The sequence below is a fragment of the Gracilibacillus saliphilus genome, from assembly GCF_010994085.1.
GTDB classification, from domain to species: Bacteria; Bacillota; Bacilli; order Bacillales; family Amphibacillaceae; genus Gracilibacillus; species Gracilibacillus lacisalsi.
This window is the reverse complement of record NZ_WJEB01000041.1, coordinates 1-14,487: the sequence shown is the minus strand read 5'-3', so window position 1 is coordinate 14,487 and position 14,487 is coordinate 1. Positions and strand designations below refer to the sequence as shown.

Annotated in this window: 15 protein-coding genes; 9 read left to right on the top strand and 6 right to left on the bottom strand. The window is 36.3% G+C overall.

The window, feature by feature from the left end:
- Window positions 1-45: 45 nt before the first annotated feature.
- Window positions 46-1,863 carry an oligoendopeptidase F gene (gene pepF, locus GHT08_RS19345; protein ID WP_163583036.1) on the top strand — a complete coding sequence of 606 codons (1,818 nt, stop codon included), beginning with the start codon at window positions 46-48 and terminating at the stop codon, window positions 1,861-1,863.
- Window positions 1,864-1,939: 76 nt separating this feature from the next.
- On the opposite strand, the gene GHT08_RS19340 is transcribed toward pepF, so the two are convergent.
- Entirely contained in the window at window positions 1,940-2,116 is a 177-nt protein-coding gene (locus GHT08_RS19340; RefSeq protein ID WP_163583035.1) for a hypothetical protein, read from the bottom strand.
- Window positions 2,117-2,145: 29 nt separating this feature from the next.
- On the opposite strand from GHT08_RS19340, the gene GHT08_RS19335 reads away from it, so the two are divergent.
- A complete protein-coding gene (locus tag GHT08_RS19335; RefSeq protein WP_163583034.1) occupies window positions 2,146-2,337 on the top strand; it encodes a hypothetical protein in 192 nt (63 codons plus the stop codon).
- Complete coding sequence (locus GHT08_RS19330; RefSeq protein ID WP_163583033.1) at window positions 2,294-3,103, top strand: nuclease-related domain-containing protein; 810 nt, start codon at window positions 2,294-2,296, stop codon at window positions 3,101-3,103. Before GHT08_RS19335 ends, GHT08_RS19330 begins: the two co-directional genes overlap by 44 nt.
- A 194-nt stretch (window positions 3,104-3,297) precedes the next feature.
- Here the strand turns inward: GHT08_RS19330 and GHT08_RS19325 are convergent, their stop codons facing one another.
- The 3 genes from GHT08_RS19325 to GHT08_RS19315 form a co-directional block, all read right to left on the bottom strand.
- Window positions 3,298-4,191 carry a ClpXP adapter SpxH family protein gene (locus GHT08_RS19325; RefSeq protein ID WP_272953916.1) on the bottom strand — a complete coding sequence of 298 codons (894 nt, stop codon included), beginning with the start codon at window positions 4,189-4,191 and terminating at the stop codon, window positions 3,298-3,300.
- Window positions 4,188-4,589, bottom strand: a complete 402-nt coding sequence (locus GHT08_RS19320; RefSeq protein WP_018933329.1) for a globin domain-containing protein — start codon at window positions 4,587-4,589, stop codon at window positions 4,188-4,190. The genes GHT08_RS19325 and GHT08_RS19320 overlap by 4 nt, the downstream gene beginning before the upstream one ends.
- Before the next feature lie 183 nt (window positions 4,590-4,772).
- Window positions 4,773-5,354, bottom strand: a complete 582-nt coding sequence (locus GHT08_RS19315) for a CYTH domain-containing protein (RefSeq protein ID WP_163583032.1) — start codon at window positions 5,352-5,354, stop codon at window positions 4,773-4,775.
- A 142-nt stretch (window positions 5,355-5,496) separates the two neighbouring features.
- Here GHT08_RS19315 and yjbM point away from each other — a divergent pair, with 142 nt between their 5' ends.
- The 4 genes from yjbM to rpiA all read left to right on the top strand — a co-directional run bounded on the left by yjbM (window position 5,497) and on the right by rpiA (window position 8,616).
- Entirely contained in the window at window positions 5,497-6,117 is a 621-nt protein-coding gene (gene yjbM, locus GHT08_RS19310; RefSeq protein WP_163583031.1) for a GTP diphosphokinase, read from the top strand.
- 14 nt (window positions 6,118-6,131) lie between these two features.
- A complete protein-coding gene (locus GHT08_RS19305) occupies window positions 6,132-6,938 on the top strand; it encodes an NAD kinase (protein WP_163583030.1) in 807 nt (268 codons plus the stop codon).
- A 10-nt stretch (window positions 6,939-6,948) separates the two neighbouring features.
- Complete coding sequence (locus GHT08_RS19300; RefSeq protein WP_337747831.1) at window positions 6,949-7,854, top strand: RluA family pseudouridine synthase; 906 nt, start codon at window positions 6,949-6,951, stop codon at window positions 7,852-7,854.
- 93 nt (window positions 7,855-7,947) lie between these two features.
- Window positions 7,948-8,616 (top strand): ribose-5-phosphate isomerase RpiA, encoded by a 669-nt coding sequence (gene rpiA / locus GHT08_RS19295; RefSeq protein ID WP_163583028.1) that lies wholly within the window; start codon window positions 7,948-7,950, stop codon window positions 8,614-8,616.
- Window positions 8,617-8,676: 60 nt separating this feature from the next.
- Here rpiA and prpE read toward each other — a convergent pair whose 3' ends face one another.
- Together prpE and GHT08_RS19285 are read right to left on the bottom strand one after the other, a co-directional pair.
- Window positions 8,677-9,411, bottom strand: coding sequence for a bis(5'-nucleosyl)-tetraphosphatase PrpE (prpE, locus tag GHT08_RS19290; protein ID WP_163583027.1), 735 nt, complete (start codon window positions 9,409-9,411; stop codon window positions 8,677-8,679).
- An 85-nt stretch (window positions 9,412-9,496) separates the two neighbouring features.
- Window positions 9,497-10,687, bottom strand: a complete 1,191-nt coding sequence (locus tag GHT08_RS19285) for an FtsW/RodA/SpoVE family cell cycle protein (protein ID WP_163583026.1) — start codon at window positions 10,685-10,687, stop codon at window positions 9,497-9,499.
- A gap of 349 nt (window positions 10,688-11,036) precedes the next feature.
- On the opposite strand from GHT08_RS19285, the gene mgtE reads away from it, so the two are divergent.
- Both mgtE and GHT08_RS19275 read left to right on the top strand, forming a co-directional pair.
- Window positions 11,037-12,401, top strand: a complete 1,365-nt coding sequence (mgtE, locus tag GHT08_RS19280) for a magnesium transporter (protein ID WP_163583025.1) — start codon at window positions 11,037-11,039, stop codon at window positions 12,399-12,401.
- A gap of 22 nt (window positions 12,402-12,423) precedes the next feature.
- Window positions 12,424-14,277 (top strand): monovalent cation:proton antiporter family protein, encoded by a 1,854-nt coding sequence (locus GHT08_RS19275; RefSeq protein ID WP_163583024.1) that lies wholly within the window; start codon window positions 12,424-12,426, stop codon window positions 14,275-14,277.
- Window positions 14,278-14,487: the final 210 nt, after the last annotated feature.

The following is a 14,487-nucleotide window of genomic DNA, read 5'->3' as shown; positions in this document are numbered from 1 at the left end:
AATAAGTTATAATAAGACACAAGAGCAAAAGAAGGAGGAATTCAAATGGCAAAGGCTCAGAAATCACTACCGAAACGTGAGGAAATAGCTGAAGAGTTAACATGGAAATTAGAAGATATTTTCGCGACAGATGATGAATGGGATAAGGAATGGCAAGAGGTACAAGCATTATTACCTAAATTTGAAGCATTTCAAGGAACATTAAACGATGGCGCAGAGAAAGTATATCAATTGTTACAATTGCAAGATGAAGTATCAGATCGTTTGAGCAAACTTTATACATACGCGCATATGCGTTATGATCAGGATACGACTAACTCATTCTATCAAGCGATGAACGGAAAAGCAGAGAACTTGATTACACAGGCTTCCAGTAAGATGAGTTTTATAACGCCAGAGATCTTAAAGTTGGACGAGCAGACATTAGAGCAATATCTTAAAGAGCATGAAGATTTAGCTTTATATAAGCATACATTAGATGAAATTAATCGTCAGCGTCCACATGTTTTATCAGAAAAAGAAGAAGCGTTATTAGCCGAAGCATCTGAAGTAACAGATAACCCATCTCAAACTTTCAGTATGCTTAACAATGCTGATTTAACCTTTCCAGCTGTAACAGATGAGCAAGGAAATGAAGTAGATTTAACACATGGCCGCTATATTAATTTTCTTGAATCAAAGGATCAACGTGTGCGCCGTGATGCCTTCAAAGCAATGTATGAAACATATGGGAGCTTGAGGAATACGTTTGCTTCAACCTTACAAGGTGTTGTCAAAAAGGATAATTTCTATGCAAAAATCCGCAACTATGATTCAGCAAGACAAGCCGCTTTAAACAAAAATAATATCCCAGAAAAAGTATATGATAACCTCATTGAAGCGATTCATGAAGGATTACCATTACTTAAACGGTATGTAGCTTTACGGAAAAAAGTATTAGATGTAGAGGAATTGCACATGTATGACCTGTATACGCCATTAGTAAAAGATGTCGATATGTCCTTTACCTATCAGCAAGCACAAGAAACGGTGACAGAAGCACTTAAACCTTTAGGTGATGATTATTTAAACGTCATGCAAAGGGCATTCAATGAACGCTGGATTGATGTCGAGGAGAACAAAGGAAAGCGTAGTGGAGCGTATTCTTCTGGTGCCTACAGTACCAATCCATACATTCTTATGAACTGGCAGGACAATTTAAATAACTTATTTACATTGGCACATGAATTAGGTCACTCGATGCACAGCTATTACACACATAAACACCAGCCATATCGTTATGGAAACTACTCAATTTTTGTTGCAGAGGTAGCATCTACTTGTAATGAAGCATTATTGAATAATTACTTAGTGGAAAAAACGGATGACCCGAAAGAAAAATTATTCTTGCTTAATCACTTTTTAGAAGGATTCCGTGGTACAGTGTTCAGACAGACAATGTTTGCCGAATTTGAGCATAACATTCATGTGTTAGCCCAGGACGGGGAAGCATTAACAGCTGACCGTTTAACAGAATTATACTATGATTTGAATAAAAAATACTTTGGTGATGACCTGGTGGTAGATGAAGAAATTGGTTTAGAATGGTCACGTATCCCACATTTCTACTACAACTATTATGTCTATCAATATGCAACAGGTTATGCAGCTGCCCAATCATTAGCTGCTCAAATATTAGAAGATAAAGAACCAGCAGTAGAACGTTATCTCGGTTACTTGAAAGCAGGAAGCAGCGACTATCCAATCGAAGTGCTTAAAAAAGCAGGTGTAGACATGACAGAAAAAACTCCTGTTACTAATGCATTGAAGGTATTTGAGGAAAAGCTTGATGAAATGGAAAAATTATTAGATCAGGTTAATTAAATAGGTATTAAGAAAAACTGAGCAAAATTAGTCAGTCCTAATCACTAAATGCTCAAGATTTTATAAAAGGCCACTCTTATCTGGTGGCCTTTTTAAATCCTTTGAATTGTTTTCTGTCTCGCCAAAAATAAAGGGTCATATAAATCGTAACAAATAATAGGGGCACAGTGAAATAGAGTGGAATCATTCGCATTAATCCAAAAATATTAAGTATAAACGCAAATACCGGTAGAACGAAAAGTAATACTTTCATTACGACACCACCTTTAAAGGAGTGAATTGATGAAACTATCCAGCTATCAGGCATTACTGGAACGACTTAATCCGCATCATCCTCAATATGCCGACATACATAGCCAATTCCGTAAATATCAATCAGGGTTGTTTGGAGAAGATTCTCTTGATTATTATTTTCGTGTGAGTGGACTCCATGGCAAAACACTTAATAAAAGGTTTACGACTAAAACATCATGACTTTTTTCAGATGGATAGAATATTAGTCTCTCTTAAATATATATTAATCATTGAAGTAAAAAATATGTCTGGAATTATTCATTTTGATACTCATTCACACCAACTTCACCGTTACAAGGAGGAACAGATCGATATTTTTCCGGATCCCATTTTACAAGTTCAATTACAAAAAATACAGTTAATGCAATATTTGCATCATTTTCCTCACCCTATTCCACCGATTTATACTGTTTGTGTATTCACAAATTTTAATGAAAAGTTAGAAATAGTTAACTACCCCCATAAAGATCGAATTCTGACTAGTCAAGCACTTCCTTTATATATTCAGATAATGGATCAACATTATGTTAATAGTATAAGTTCAAAGCAACAAGAGGATCTTGTTAATTATCTCAAAAGTGGTCATGTGGAGGATCAGATCAATCTAATGGAAAAACATGGACTTTCATGGAACGATTTGAAAAAAGGTGTACCATGTATAACGTGTGAACTTTTTGCGATGAAACGAGAACGTTATCGGTGGCAGTGTCCTCATTGCGGTAAACGTAGTGACGATGCACATCTGCGACCATTATTTCATCTTGCCTTGTTAAGCGGAAATACAGTATCCAACCGACTTGCAAGAGATTTTTTATTAGTCCAATCTGCTGATGCCATCAGAAAAATGTTAGTCCGAGCATGGTTTGAACTAAGAGGAGCTAATAAAAATGGATATTATTCTTTAGATTTTCGTAAAGTGACTGATAAATGCACCATTATATCGTAACACTACACTGTAATCTAGAAGTGTGAAACTTTTGTGAATTTGTGCACAAACCTATTGTCATCCGGCTTCACGCTTGGTATAGTAAAGACAAGGTAAAACAAACAACCCCTTTGTTTGACCTGAAACTTTCTCCCATCCCTTATCTAGTAATAGGTAAAGCAGAAGAGGACATGTTACGTAACATGTCCTCTTTGCTATTTCGCATATTTCCAAAAGTAGCCAAACTTTACAGGTACTTTTTCAACTTGTTGTTTCAGTTGTAACTTTTTCATTTCTTTTTCAGCTTTTTCCATGGGCCAATCATAGACAACTGCTATTTCTTTTGTTCCAACAAAATCATAGTGTGATACGAAATCCAACAATTTAGGTTTCTTCGCTGGAAGTGGTTCTTTTTGAAGCATTTGTTTAAGAACTTTGACATAAATTTCATAGGGATAAATACCAGAAATTTTCAAGCCCGCATCGTCTTCTGACTCATTAAAGAAAACCATAGTAGGAATATATTCAACGTCCATCTCTTTGGTAAGTTTCAAATCACACTGTAAGGCTTTTTTTGACGATTTTGAACAAAGGTCTTCGCGAAATTCTTCAATATCGAGATGAACCTTTCTAGCACAACTCAATAATACTTCTTCCTGAGAAATATCTTGTTTATTTAAAAAGGCAAGCTCCTGTAATTTGCGTAAAAAACGTCTACCCGCTTTTTTTCCTTGTAATTCTGCGGATTTTATAGCGATGGAAGCGAGCCATGGATAATGAATCGGGTTTTCGATCCAGAGATCCCCATCACAACTCATACCGGTACGACTTGCGGTTTTTTCCCAGATATCTTTTAATTTTCGTGGTTTTTCAAATTTGTCTTTATGCAAGTTTGTTAGTTGTCCGCTCAGCACTGTTCTTATAGTGAAAAAACGCCCATATTCAATGGTAAGTTTCTTTAAATATGGCTCAAGAGACCAGCATTCCGGGCAAAGTGGATCAATAAACACATATATTTCAATTGGCTTCTTTAAGATATCAATAAAGTGATAATGCGCAGTTTGGTTGCGATCTTGCGGTTGCCAAGATCCGGCAGAATTCCAATTCACAATGATTCTCCTTTCTCTTCAGGCGTATTCATCATGTGATTGGCTGTAAGAGTGAGCCGATCAAACATTGCACTTCGAAATGGTTCCTCAATATTTGCTTCTTCCAGTGCACCCTCCATGCAGGAAAGCCAAGCGTCTCTCCTTGTCGGAGTAATTGGAAAGCGTAAATGACGCTTTCTCATCATAGGATGCCCATGTTCTTGTATATATAACGGTGGACCGCCAAAAAATTGAGTTAAAAATTGTTTTTGTTTCCTCGCGACTTCAGTAAAGTCATCTGGAAAAATTGGAATTAGATCAGGATGTTTAGACACTCGTGCGTAAAAAGCCTCAACTAATTCATCAATTTTTTCCTGTCCACCAATTGCTTCATAGATGGAGCGCGCTTCTTCTCTCATATTCCTCCAAACCTTTCATCTCATGTTACTAAATAGTTCTCTCTTTATGTTACTATATTGTAACAGTGTTTACATAGAACTAGCAACTTATGTGTTTTGGTAGTTTAATCCTTTTAGCAGTAGGTACTCAACTGTTATTGAACAGTATAGCAGGTTATATTTGTTTTGCAATGAAAGCGTTTCCTATATCTTTAGTGTATGATAAAAACGTTCAATTTTATTCGGGGTTTTCCGTTTTGGAATTTGATGAGCAGTTAAAAGTTGTTGGAAGACGGTTTTACCGTGTTGCTCATCTTCCGCTTCTAATTCTAATTCATAGTCGGTATAACCGTTATAATGACTTTGGTCAAGGACAACAGTGGTATTATCATACGTGCATTCCAATCGGTTTGTCTTCAACATTCCACCGTATATTAACTCCTGGATATTTACATGCATGGCTTGTAGAGCTTTTGATACTTCATCTTTTGCAATTATATGCCCATTGATCCATTGTTGTGCTTCATCGGTTGTTATAGGACAATGTGTCTCCAATAAACCAGCTCCATTCGGATTAGGCTGCTTCAATGTTAACTGAAATGTCCCCTGCTTTTCTCTGATTCGGAGTGCAGCATGATGCTTTTTTAATTGAAAATCAGCCGTTTCAAAATAGTGATTCTTTTGCTCAATTTTCGTCATCTGATAGGAATGAAAATGTTTAACTAATTGCTGGTATTCTGCATTTGTTAAAAGGTTTTTAAATTCTATCTCAATTTCTTGTGTCATTGTACTCATCCTTTCATGCTTTCTATATTTTGAAGGATTTCTGCCAAAAAAGCAAAAATAATGAAAATGGCAAAGATTACTTCTTTGTTAGGATATATGATAAAATAAACTCAGATAATGTAAACAATAGGTGGTGCAAGACATGAATTGGAGAAACTTCTTGGCACCTTATGCACAGGTGGTTGAAGAATTAAAGGTAAAACTGAAAGGGATGCGATCACAATTTGAATATGAGTCCAGCCACTCACCAATTGAATTTGTGACGGCTAGAGTTAAGCCTGTATCAAGTATTAAAGAAAAAATGAAACGTAAAAATATACATATGGATAATATAGAAGAATTACAGGATATTGCAGGAGTTCGTGTTGTTTGTCAATTTGTTGATGATATATATGATATCGTTGACCGTTTAAAGTCACGCAATGATTTTGAGGTAATAGAAGAACGTGATTATATTAATCATAAGAAAGAAAGTGGATACCGTTCTTATCACTTAATTATATCTTATCCAGTAGAAACGATTCACGGGGAACGGAAAATTATTGCAGAAATTCAGATTCGAACATTAGCCATGAACTTTTGGGCGACAAATGAGCATTCTCTTAATTATAAATATGAAGGCAGAATGCCTGAAAAAGTAAGGACAAGACTAAAGCGTGCTGCTGAAGCAGCGTTTAAATTAGATGAAGAAATGGCCAAAGTAAAAGATGAAATTCAAGAAGCACAAAGAATTTTTAAAACTAACAAAGAAAGTGATGACTAATGGAGGGGGATAACATGCGCTTTGCAATCCTTTCAAGAAGTGATAATAAGTCAGAAGTTATTAAGTCGAGAGTGAAACAATATTTAACGGATTTTTCACTTGAATATGATGAAGAGAAGCCAGAGCTTGTTATTTCAGTAGGTGGCGATGGTACGTTTCTGGAGGCTTTCCATACGTACAAACATCGATTAAAAGACACCGCGTTTATAGGAGTTCATACAGGCCATTTAGGCTTTTATGCAGATTGGGTGCCAGAGGAAGTGGAGAAATTAATTATTGAAATTGCCAAAAAGCCCTTTGAAGTAGTGGAATATCCGCTATTAGATATAAAAATCCATCCGGTTGATAGTGCACAGTATCAACAATTCGTGGCATTAAATGAAGTTTCTGTCAAATCAATTGATAGTACGGTTGCAATGGATGTTCATATTAAAGGAGCACATTTCGAACGATTTCGTGGAGATGGTTTATGTGTATCAACCCCATCTGGAAGTACAGCATACAATAAAGCATTAGGTGGAGCTATTCTCCATCCGTCCCTTAATGCCTTACAAATTACGGAGATGGCCTCGATCAATAATCGCGTCTTCCGGACAATTGGTTCTCCGTTAATTTTACCGAAGCATCATGTATGTGAGCTGTTGCCACTATATCATGATAGAAGTATGTTAATTACAGTAGATCATAATACAGAGGAGTATGCCAATATTGATCGTATCGAATGTCGCGTCTCAGATGAAAAAATTCGTTTTGCCAGGTTCAGAGCCTTTCCTTTTTGGAAAAGGGTGCACGACTCCTTTATTTCTGATGAAAGATCATAATATAGTGTAGGTGGATAAATTGAAGTGGAAAGTAAATAAGCAGTACAACGGCTTATTGTTAAGAGAATATTTAATACAAGTTCGAGGAATATCACGAAGAATTTTAACAGCAATTAAATTTGAAGGTGGTAAACTGTTAGTCAATAATAATAGCGTTACCGTTCGTCATCGATTGTCAGAGAATGATCTGGTAGAGGTTGTATTCCCACCAGAAAAAAGAAGCAAGTTATTAATCCCGGAACCAATTCCGATTGATATTATATACGAAGATGATGATGTGCTGGTTTTGAATAAATCGCCGTATATGGCTACTATCCCTTCCTTTCACCACCTTAGTAATACACTTGCGAATGGGATCATTTATCATTATGACCAACAGCAAGTACCTTACACAGTTCATGTGGTGACACGATTGGATCGTGATACATCAGGGTTGTTATTAATCGCCAAGCATCGTTATAGCCATTCCATTTTATTTCAAGACCAGCATGAAGCAAAAGTAAATAGACGTTATCAAGCGATTATTACTGGTCAGCTTAACGAGAAAAAAGGGGTGCTAGATTACCCGATTGACCGAGCTCCGGATTCAATTATTAAGAGGGTGGTTGCAGCTACTGGAAAAAGAGCTATTACGCATTATCAAGTAAAAGAGGAGTTAGAAGACATTTCGCTAGTAGAGATCAAATTAGAAACGGGAAGAACCCATCAGATTCGCGTTCATTTCTCTTCGATTGGTCATCCATTGATAGGTGATAGTCTATATGATGGAGATACTACTAAATTAAAGCGCCAAGCATTACACTGTCATCAGCTTTCCTTTCATCATCCTCTCACAAAGGAACTAATGGAATTCGAAATCTCGCTAGCTGATGATTTAGAAGAGGCATGGCAACGATTTAAATTAGCGAAGTCATAAACGAATTAACCAATTAACCAAGGCTCGCTCTTTTTCATGCTTCTCACCAAAAAAAGAAGAGTTGAACAGTGAATACTTAGATGAGGTGATGAAATGGATAGTAAGCAGATTGCAGGAGAAAAGGCTGTTGAGTATGTACAGGACGGAATGCTAGTCGGTCTTGGAACTGGTTCAACCGTTTATTGGACTATTGTAGCGTTAGCTGAGTTAGTAAAAAAAGGACTTGATATTAAAGGTGTACCTACTTCTAAAAGCACTGAAACTCTCGCAGAAGATTTAGGTATTCCATTAGTGAATCTGTCTTCTGTCAACCATTTGGATTTAACTATAGATGGAGCTGATGAAGTCAATCCAAATTTCGAACTAATCAAAGGTGGTGGAGGAGCTTTGTTACGTGAAAAAATGGTGGCATCCATTTCGCAAAGGCTCCTTATCGTTATCGATGAATCAAAATACGTTCGTCATTTAGGTGCATTCCCCTTACCAGTTGAAATTGTGCCATTTGGTTGGGAAATGACAAGAAAACAGATAAGTAGATTAGGTTGCAATCCTACATTACGCGCTAAAGAGAATACTCCATTCATTACAGATAACGGAAATTATATTTTGGATTGCTATTTTGAAAATATACAAGCCCCTTACAAACTAAACCATACCTTAAATATGATTCCTGGAGTAGTTGAAAATGGCCTATTTGTTCATATGGCCGATACCATTGTGATGGGAAATAGAAGTGGTAACGTGGAAATCTTAAATAAATAATATACCAACCAAAAAGTTCCGATCTACGAATGATCGGAACTTTTTAGCTAATTATTCTTTTTAATATCTAAATTTCTCCTCAACAAATGGCATGGTGGACTCGACACTGACTATTTCTTCTTCTGGTAAACGAAAGGCTGTCAGCTTATTTCCGAATACGCAACCAGTATCAATGTTTACTGTTTTGTTCACAAATCTTGGTTCTAAAACGGGAGTGTGCCCGTAAACAATCCATTTGTCACCATGATAATCTTGTGCCCAATCTTTGCGCACTGGTCTACCATCATCATGCTTTTCACCGGTAATATCTCCGTATAGCACAAATGTTTTTACCTTCTTATCATGTCTCCCGATATATTTTTCGGGAATCCCAGCATGTGCGATCACGGTATATAATTCATCGATCACATGATATAACGGCGCATCCTCATAAAGTGTCATCATCATCTTTTTTACTTCGGCTTGATCTTGTTTAGACAGTTGTTGGTATTCTGCTACGGTTGTTTCTAGACCATGTTGTTGTTTCACATTATTGCCCAGAAAGAAACGATACAGTTTATCACAGTGATTGCCTGGTACATAATAGCCGAATTTCTGTTCTAAAACAATCTGATAGACAATACGAATCACATCGAGCGAACGAGGCCCTCGATCAGTTAAATCTCCTACAAAAGCAAGTATTCTATTTTCAGGATGATGGATTTTACCGTTTTCCCATTGATACCCTAATTCCTTAAGCAGTGTTTGAAGTTCCTGATAGCACCCATGAATATCGCCGATAATATCTAATTTCATTGAAATAACTCCTATCCGTTGTCTGTTCAATGTATACCACGTATTACTTGTTCGCTAATAATCAGTCAGAACTAAAACTCTCCCTTTATGATTCGTCAAACATATAGGTTTTTATACGATAAAAGACACTTAAAACAATTCCGATTGCAATCATGTAGGTAAGGGTTGAACTACCACCATAGCTGATAAAAGGCAATGGTAATCCAGTTACAGGAAGTAATTGAATCGACATTCCGATGTTTTGAAATACTTGATAAGTAAACATACCGATTATTCCGGTTAGCATATAACTGGCAAACGGATCTTTACATTTCAGTGCAATATAAATCAGTCTGTAAATGAGCAAAAAGTAAATAAGGATCACAACACTAGAACCAAAAAATCCAAATTGTTCAGCGATAGTCGTAAATATATAATCCGTATGATACTCTGGTACTTGATAGGCAGCTTGAAGGTCTCCCATCCCTTTACCTGATAATTGTCCAGAGCCAATAGCCAACATTGCTTTTAATGTTTGATAAGCCCCACCTTGACTGTATTCATCAGGAAATAACCATCCTTGAAATCGTTCGACTACGTGATCAAGATCTTGATCATAGAGGAATTGATTTACTTCTTCCGGATTTGTTAAGTACAGGGTAATAGCAGATACAAAACAAACAAGAAATGTACCAAAAATAGTTAAGATAATCCGCCACTTAATACCAGAGACAAGAATCATGCAGGCAGTAATGGCAACCAATACTAATACACCGCCAAGGTCAGGTTGCTTTAATAGGAAAAAAACAGGGAGCAGCATAAAAAATCCCATTTTACATAGTAACCAAATATCCATTTTTACGGTATGCACTGGATATTTCTCATTATGTGCGACCATGATATGAGCCAAAAAGATAATGAGAAAGACTTTCATAAATTCAGCTGGCTGAATAGTTCCTAGCACTGGAAACTCAAACCATCCCCAAGCACCTTTTACTTGTTTGGCAATCCCTGGTGGAAAATGGAAATAAAGCATAAGTAACGCTAGGACACCTAATCCATAAAGCAGCCAGGAAACTTGTCGAAAGCGATCATAGTCAAACATCATAATAATAGCAACTGCCATTGATCCGGCGATATACCAGACTATTTGTTTTAAGTACATGTTTTGAAATAAGGGGTTTTGATCTAAATATGGATCTAATGTATATAAAGTAAAAACACTTATAATCGCGAGTAAAATAATAATTAAAATCAATGAATAATCAAGCTTTGAATTTGAGTTTTTTTCCGACATAATAACTGAACCTTTCTTTCTTGAAAAATATAGTCTATTCCTAGTATAGTGTATAAATGGTTTTTTGAGAATAAAAACAATAATTTTCCCACATTACCATGGTGCTAATCGGTCGTAAACTCCCAATCAAGTTTCGTCGAAGAAGCTAAGGGAGATAACGGATGCTAACACTGTAACTTCGCCGAGCCCAGTGGGGGACAAATTCCCCCGCTAGTGGAAGTCTCACTTTATTGTAACATCTTCTTTTGATAAGAATGTGTAAAATTAGCGTTTTTTTTCGAAATTTGTGTTATTCTTTTAACATCCCAAGATATAGAATAAGTCAGTGTAAGTAAGGGGGGACGGTATAATGGAACATTTAGAACAGCATGAGCGATTGGAAATGTGGGAAAAAATTCAAAAAGCATTATTTGATGAACAAATTGACAAATTTCGAGCAGAATTTTTAGAGTTGCATCCTTATGATCAGGCAAAGATTTTTGAAGAACAAAATGAGGATATCCGCTTTTTAATTTATTCCTATCTATCCCCAGAAGAAATGGCTGATGTGATTGAGCAAGTTGATGAGGATTTAGTTGAAGCATTCATCACGGAGATGGTTCCAGCATTTGCAGCAAAAGTATTGGAACATATGTCAACGGATGATGCGGTAGACATTTTAAATGAGCTTGATAAAAATAAAGTAGCGAGTTTTTTAACGATAATGGAAAAGAAATCTTCAGAAGAAATTAAAGAATTGCTTCATTATGAAGAAAAAACAGCCGGTAGTATTATGACTACAGAATTTGTTGTGATTCATACACAAATGACCGTCAAAGAGGCGATGAGGCATTTAAGAAAAGAAGCTCCTTCTGCCGAGACGATTTATTATATTTATGTTGTCGATTCCTTTAAAAAACTTGTCGGTGTTATATCATTAAGAGATTTAATTATTGCGGAAGGTGAATGGCTTATTCAAGATGTTATGAGTGAGCGCGTTGTCTCCGTACCAGTTGGAGAAGATCAAGAGGATATCGCACAAATGATGCGAGACTATGACTTTTTAGCACTTCCAGTTGTTGATTTTCAAGAACATCTATTAGGTATTATAACCGTCGATGATATTATGGACGTTATGGATGAAGAAGCAAGTGATGATTATTCCAAGCTAGCTGGTATTTCTGATGTTGAAAGTAGTAGTGATACAGCTATTTCTTCTGCAAAAAAAAGATTGCCATGGTTAATAGCACTCCTATTCCTAGGCATGCTTACTGCCAGTATTATAACCCGCTTTGAAGCGGCTTTAGAAGAAGTAGCCATCTTGGCTGCTTTCATTCCATTAATTGCTGGTATGGCAGGAAACACAGGCACGCAAGCGTTGGCGGTAGCAGTTAGGAGTATTTCAACAGGAGAGTTAGAAAAAAAGGGAAAAATTAAAGTGATTTGGAGAGAAACAAAGACAGGCTTAATTACAGGGTTCTGTTGTGGTATTATCATTATCATGCTTATTAGCTTAGTGTATAATCAATTCTTTTTAGGAATCATAGTGGGAATTTCATTGATGGCTACTCTATTGATAGCAACTATATCTGGAGCTTTTGTTCCCATGATGATGGACCGCTTTAATATCGATCCGGCAGTAGCATCAGGACCATTTATCACGACATTAAATGATTTAATTTCCATATTTATCTATTTTGGTTTAGCAACGGCGTTTATGAGCTTCTTAGTTTAAGGGGAAAGGAGTGTGCGGTAAGATGGAGCATGCTGAGTCTGTTAGTTCATTAGTAATAGTCATCATCGCGGCATTTTTAACACCAATACTGTTACACAGATTCCGGTTGAAGATGATTCCGGTTGTGGTAGCGGAAATTATCATAGGTTTGATCATTGGAAATAGCGGGTTTAACCTTGTTGAAGAGAGTAACTGGTTGGAAACATTATCGACATTAGGTTTTATTTTTTTAATGTTTCTTAGTGGTTTGGAAATAGATTTTTCGATTTTTTCTAGTAAAAAACAACGAAAAAATCAAAAGAATATGACGGAAAAAATGCCCAATCCAGTTTTATTAGCAAGTCTTGTTTTTGTTGGCATTTTAATATTATCATTCATCCTGTCTTATCTATTTGTGTTATTTGGATTTATCGATAATGTTTACTTAATGACGTTAATTATCTCTACGATTTCATTAGGGGTTGTGGTTCCAACGTTGAAGGAAGCACAAGCGATGCAAACTACCGTAGGACAAACGATTTTATTAATTGCTGTCATTGCCGATTTAGTTACCATGATCTTATTGGCAGTATTCGTATCATTCTATGGTGAAGAATCCGGCAATATGTGGTTGTTGTTAATCCTATTTGGTGTTGGTGTCTTACTGTATTTTGTCGGCAAGTATTTTCGCAATCAGTCATTTATCGAAACAATGTCTAAAGGAACGATTCAAATTGGGACAAGGGCAGTGTTTACCTTAATCATTTTCCTTGTAGCTTTATCGGAATCGGTAGGGGCAGAAAATATTCTTGGTGCTTTTTTAGCTGGAGCATTAGTCTCGTTATTAGCACCAAATCAAGAGTTAGTACAAAAATTGGATAGCTTTGGATATGGTTTTTTAATTCCTATTTTCTTTGTGATGGTGGGAGTAGATTTAGATTTATGGGCACTATTTGATGAACCAAAAGTATTAGCGTTGATTCCTTTATTATTTATCGCACTCTTGATTTCAAAAGTTATACCGGTCGCTGTTTTGAGAAAATGGTATGATACCAAAACGGTCGTTGCAGCAAGTATGCTATTAACTTCTACATTATCGCTAGTCATCGCTGCTGCGACGATTGGTGAACGACTAGAGATTATTTCAAGTGAAATGCATGGTGCTCTTGTGTTAGTTGCCGTGCTATCTTGTATTATTACACCGTCATTCTTTAAAAAATATTATGAAAATCAAGAAGAAGTAGACTATCAGCAAACCGTTTCTTTCATTGGTACAAATCAAGCAACCATTCCGGTTGTTCGTGAGTTGGATCCGAAAGAATTTGAGACGCATTTATTCCATACAAAACAAGAAAAACTGGATGTAAAAAAAGGTCGTACTATTTTTGATATTAACGAGCTTAATAACTATGAACTAGACACGCTAGAAGCATCTGGTGTATTTGATCATGATATTGTTGTCGTTTCTACTGGAAATGAATACAAGAATGAGGAAATTGCCACGTATGCTAAGGAACATGGTGTAGAAAGAGTTATTGCTCGTATCGAAAACCCAGTTACTGAAAAAAAGTTACAGGAAATTGGTATCGATGTTTTCTCTGTATTAATGTCATCTAAAACACTATTGAAGGCATTGATTGAAGCACCAAATGTTGTAAATATCTTTACCCAACAAGACAGTGCGTTGTATGAAATTAACATGAATAACGCTAATTATGATGGTACACTACTTCGAGAGTTTCCGTTTACAGGTGACGTTATTATGGTTCGTATTTTTCGCGGTAAGGATTCCATTGTTCCACATGGAGATACAGAATTGAAATTGAACGACCGCTTAGTTGTGACGGGATCAGCTGAATATGTGGAAGAACTGCAACAAATACTTGAATATGTATAGAAACATCCCACTTCGCACTATGAAGTGGGGTGTTTACTCTGTATAAAGGATAATTTTATTTTATAAATGTTCACCAGAAAACTCGTTACTTTAGTGATGAGATGAATGGTGAACGTTTTTTGACAGATCGTTTGTTCGGGTATATAATAAATAAGGAACGTAAGTTTGCGTTTGTTGGGTACTTCTAAAAAAAGGAGAGGTGAGGTATAT